This window comes from Burkholderia sp. 28_3, assembly GCF_003253915.1.
Lineage (GTDB): Bacteria > Pseudomonadota > Gammaproteobacteria > Burkholderiales > Burkholderiaceae > Burkholderia > Burkholderia cenocepacia.
Map to the genome: position 1 here is coordinate 1 of NZ_QKZF01000064.1, position 4,725 is coordinate 4,725.

General features: G+C 58.0%; 7 protein-coding genes. 6 read left to right on the forward strand and 1 reads right to left on the reverse strand.

The annotated features are described in order from the left end of the window. The first annotated feature begins 226 nt into the window (after positions 1 to 226). From DFS13_RS39445 to DFS13_RS39460, 6 genes are all read left to right on the forward strand, one after another. Complete coding sequence (locus DFS13_RS39445) at positions 227 to 1,306, forward strand: hypothetical protein (RefSeq protein ID WP_048985625.1); 1,080 nt, start codon at positions 227 to 229, stop codon at positions 1,304 to 1,306. A 51-nt stretch (positions 1,307 to 1,357) separates the two neighbouring features. Beyond that, positions 1,358 to 1,498, forward strand: coding sequence for a hypothetical protein (locus tag DFS13_RS40565; RefSeq protein ID WP_153260041.1), 141 nt, complete (start codon positions 1,358 to 1,360; stop codon positions 1,496 to 1,498). A 69-nt stretch (positions 1,499 to 1,567) separates the two neighbouring features. Continuing rightward, positions 1,568 to 1,906, forward strand: a complete 339-nt coding sequence (locus tag DFS13_RS40125) for a hypothetical protein (protein ID WP_143282317.1) — start codon at positions 1,568 to 1,570, stop codon at positions 1,904 to 1,906. An 87-nt stretch (positions 1,907 to 1,993) separates the two neighbouring features. Beyond that, a complete protein-coding gene (locus DFS13_RS39450; protein WP_027813803.1) occupies positions 1,994 to 3,250 on the forward strand; it encodes a DUF6402 family protein in 1,257 nt (418 codons plus the stop codon). Further along, positions 3,223 to 3,903, forward strand: a complete 681-nt coding sequence (locus tag DFS13_RS39455) for a hypothetical protein (protein ID WP_027813802.1) — start codon at positions 3,223 to 3,225, stop codon at positions 3,901 to 3,903. The genes DFS13_RS39450 and DFS13_RS39455 overlap by 28 nt, the downstream gene beginning before the upstream one ends. Before the next feature lie 69 nt (positions 3,904 to 3,972). Beyond that, a complete protein-coding gene (locus DFS13_RS39460) occupies positions 3,973 to 4,404 on the forward strand; it encodes a hypothetical protein (protein WP_048985624.1) in 432 nt (143 codons plus the stop codon). Positions 4,405 to 4,419: 15 nt separating this feature from the next. Here the strand turns inward: DFS13_RS39460 and DFS13_RS39465 are convergent. Next, positions 4,420 to 4,725 (reverse strand): tyrosine-type recombinase/integrase (locus DFS13_RS39465; protein ID WP_146610057.1); only part of this gene is annotated, 306 nt, incomplete at its 5' end.

Below are 4,725 nucleotides of genomic sequence, written 5' to 3' on the forward strand. Positions count from 1 at the left end.
TCATCGTCGTGGGTCCGTTCCGTGAGCTGTCTTCTAAACGTCCTCGGCTACGTCTGCGATGACCGCCGAGCCGAATAAATCAGCGTTTCCCTAGTCGGCAAACTCGGTCCCGTCAACACGATTCCGGCATAATCACAAATACCGTCGGTTACGTTTTTCGCGTCCAAAGGTACGCCGGCACGACGCACACACGATAACCAGTCAGTCGATTGAGAGCGACTAGAAAATGGAACAAGCGATGAGCGCAACTACCACCTCACTCGAAGCCGTCGTGGACAACATTTCCTCGAAGCTGCGCGACGAGATCAGGCTGCTCGTCGACGCAAAATACGAAGTCGACGAGCTCGCATGCCGCAGTGCGGCCGGTCGGCGTCTCATTGAACCGTTCCACGACGGTGCCTACGGCCCACGGATCGGAGCTTCTTTTTTCAGAACCGTCTTTCCGTTCAGCAATCTCGAACCGTGCGGCGATTCGTTTAGCGCGCTTGCGCCTGTTTCGCAGACGATCGGCGCGAGCTGGCGATGGACTACCTCCTCTGTCCCTGAGAACGAGCGACCGGCTCTGCTGGCCAGGTTGCAAGACCCGGCTCGCGCGACGGCAGAAGGCTACGATCGAGCCGAGTTCATCTGGATCAAACCGCTCGGTCTATTTCTGGCGCACGAGGGCAAGAATCGCGTGGGATTCTTCCGCGATATGGGTGCGCAATGGATCCCGGCGCACGTTGCGCCGTACGATTACCCGGCCGCCGATCGCCTCGCGACCTACGCGGCGAAGCACGCGCATCAGACCATGTATTGGGCCGTGCTAGACGGCCAACTGCTAGCACCGATCAACCATCCTGCCTGGGCGCTGCCGATCCTGCGGGCCTACGGTGTGGCGGAACATCATCGGTGGCCGCACGAGTTCCCTGCGGTCGACGTAGTCACTGCAGCGCTTACCGAACGCCTGGTCAATCCGGTCTCCAGTCGGCCGGCACCGCTCGACTTGGAGTTGGTCCGCGAGAAAGAGGAATACGAATCGGAAGAGATTCCGTGCTCGATCCTCGACATCGACGCGCTCTCCGCACCATGGTTCTTTCTGAAGGTAATGTTCGGCGTCAGCATCATCGCGATCATGTTGATCTGCATCATGCCGGCAGACTGGTCGAATCTGCGCATCGCGGCCGGAGTCGTCGCCGGCTTGGGTTTCGGCGGCTTGCTAACACCAGGCGTCAAGCTGCTTCGTGCGCCGCGACGGCTCGTCGATCCCTACGCGTCGCTACGCAAATTCTCGCCGCTCGAGCGTAAGGCAGCGGGGATCCGGTGACGTACAACCAAGCCGGCATGGCCGGCCACTTTTCTAACACAGTGTCGAGCTATGCCGATCAAATTGACGCACGAAACAGCGCCGTACATTGCGCGCGCCATCGTCGAATCCGGGTCGTTTATCGGCGGACCGATCCTCGGTGACGCAGGCATGAACGCCTACATTGATGGTGGCCTCTACAACCGCGACTAGGCCGAGCGAACCGGCGCTACCCTGGAATTCGAATGGACTGGACCGGTTTCCGCTGCGCCGGCGAGAGGTGTGCATGAGCCGGATGTGCTGTATGACGAGCGGCCGCACCGCGCGTTCATCGTCGTTTGTACACGCAAGCATCTTCGAGTCACTGGCGTGCGGTTCCGGTCGGGCCTCTCGTGGCGAGACGCGGTTTACGTGCCATCGAAGCCGACCGCGGCCGCCAGCCTTTCGCCAGCGGCTTGGCTCGCGTGGGCCCGAACGTGGCAGCCAGGGTGGTTGGACAACCAGGCGGCCGAACTCGAAAGCGCAATGTTGGCTCGCCTGGCGAGCAAGCCTTCCGTGTCGATCGTGCCGCCGGCGGATTGCCCCTACCTTTTCATCTTGCGCAATCGCGACCTGATCTAACAGTTGTTTTCATTGTCTCTGATCGATTTTCCGATGAATCGATTAATCTGATACCCGTTCGTTTGAAAAGTCGTTATTCAAGGCCCTATGCCAGACGTCAAGAAAGTCCCGTATTACCAACTGGAGTCCGGAGTTCTATATTCCAGCAAACGGTGGAAATGTTACTCTGGCGTGGTCGGATGCGTTCCCATCGACACGCAGCAAAAAATCTCGTTCGATAGACTTGCGCCGAACGAGCCGCCGTCACCGCCACCATCGAAGGCAGCCGCTCCTCTCGCGCCACAGAAGCCGCCTGCTCCAGCACCGGCCAAGCCGCCCGCCAAGCCACAACCGAGTGATAAGCCCCAAGACGCCGAGCAAGCGAACAAGCTGCCTGAGTTCGATCTGCAGGACATTCCCAAAGCGATGGACAAGATGGGCTGGCCGATCTCGGCCAAGCTTGCGCGAGAGTGGTTTGCAAGCCCTAAGCACGCCTATAACGACCAGCTCAACTCGGTGCAGCCGATCGACGACAGGACAGTCTCTCTGGAATGGGCGTTGCGGTTTCGCGGAGCACTTGAGCGTTTCAATCAACTCGTCCGACAAGCGATTTACACTCCGAATGCTGCTACATCGGCGAGGAATACGCTGACGCCCGTGATCGAGAAGAGTTTCGCGGCCGGACAAATGAACGCGGCAGGTATCGTGATCGACACTACGCCGTTTCTGACGGATCTGCTTCAGTTTCATGTCGCCTGGAGATTTCAGTACCAGTCAGTATCATCCGTCGACACACTCGACGGTACGGCGTTGACCGATCTAACCGGCGCACTGGCAAACTTCAACTTCTACGCTGCTGTTGGGAAGGCGACCGTTACCGGCGAGCGTTACTACAAGTACGAAGGCAAGAACAAAATATTCTGTCTCGAACCGGTTGCACAGATTACCCACATCTATGTCTACATCAAGGATAGCTATTCATTTAACGATGATTCGCCTTCCAAGAGCCAGTATCTTGGCCACTGGAACAAGAACGGAATGGTGCTGTCGTACGTCGCTGCAGCCAACGATTTCTTCAAGAGCAGCAACTTGAATGTCGGAAATTCAACCATCGAAAAGTGGCACTATCTTCCTGAAGGCGAAGAGGTCAACAAACCGATCGACAAACGGACAAGTCTCTTTCGGAAATTTATGGCGAAGGATGTGTACTGGCCAGTGCACAACAAGACATATCGCGAGTGGAGAGCGGCACACAATCGTGGCGGTGACTTTATGGTTTACAGTAGACCCAAACTCGTGAAACTGGACAACCCGATTGTTTTGAAACTTGATACCGTATGCAGACCCATCCCGGCGGAACAATGAAGATGATCCGCCTCATCCTCAGAGCGATCTTGGTAGTCGGGGCCGTGGCCTTGGTTGCCGCCATCGTGTGGCCGTTCCTGCCGCCTGGCGCCACGAACGCGATCGCGATTTTCGCGCTCAAGAACGGCAAGACCGCGATCTTCATCGTCACCGCGGTCATCTTTGCAGCCTACTTCTACTGGCTTCTTCGAAATATCGCCCATTTCGGCCGAGCGAAGCGCGCGGGACTGGCGATCGTGACACTTGGCTTATTGGCCTGCCTCGCGCTCATCAGTTTAGGCGGGGTCACGACAGACGACACCGATTGTCAGCGCTTCAACTACAACGCCAAGATGAATGGTGGAATCAAACAGGTCGACGGCACGACCTACATCGTCAACATCTGCGGAAGTGGTGCGCGCAGTCATGGATTTTTTGCAGATCAGAACGAGCAGGTCAAACTCGTCATCACCGATGCGAATGGCTCGACGCTCGCCACGCGCTTATTTTTCGTTTTTTGGGACGGCCGGCCGGGTGAAGACTCGATCAAGATCCGCGATGGCAAATTGATTTACTTCGACGCGTCCGATCAGTACGACAGCATGCGTTCGATCTCGCTGCCGCCCACCTTGATCGACTGGGTTGCCGCAAGAATTCCGATTTGGCTTCGCTGAGAGTAGCCGCCCGTACAGCCATCAAACGGCTCCGCCGTCCAATCCCACAAAAATCAGCCTCGGCGAAATATGCAGGTCACCAGAAAACATGTAATCGCGATCGCGCTTGTCTTGGTACTGGCGATTCCGGCTCTTGCGTTACGGAAGCCATACGAAGATTGCGAGAGCTATACGCAGGATCTTAACGGGGGAACGAAAGAGTTCGGTGGCAAGAAGTACAAGATCGAGCTATGTCGGGTGCCCCGCTCTTTTGCCGATGGTGACGAAATTCGACTCCGGGTGATGGGTCCGGCAGGAGACGTGCTGGCGGAGCGTTATTTTGCGGTGCGCACGCTCAACGATGCAGCACCCACGGAACTGCGGTACAGCGACGACAACATTTTCTACTACGACCAGTCGAAGTCGTCTCCGTTGCGCTTCATTGCCATGCCGCCTTCCCGGACGGACTGGTGGACGGCACGCATACCGTTGCTGCAACGACTGCTCGCGTTCTTTTCATAAGATCGGGAGACGCACTCAGCCGTCGCGTGTTAGCCGGGCATGGTACTTCGCCGCCTCGCGGCGCATCCGCGCCTCTTCCGGCGACACGTAGATCGACGTGGTGCCGAGCGACGCGTGGCCGAGCGTGCGCTGCACGACCTCGAGCGCGACGCCGGCGGCCAACATCTGCGTGCCGACCGTGTGCCGGAATGCATGGGGCGACGTGCTGGCCAGCTTGCGCCGTTCAGACTCAGTGAGATCCGACATCACCGCGAGCAGCTGCGCGATCGCCCATTGCGTGAGTCCGCGCGCGCCGCGCACCGAATAGCCGCCCCGCGCTGC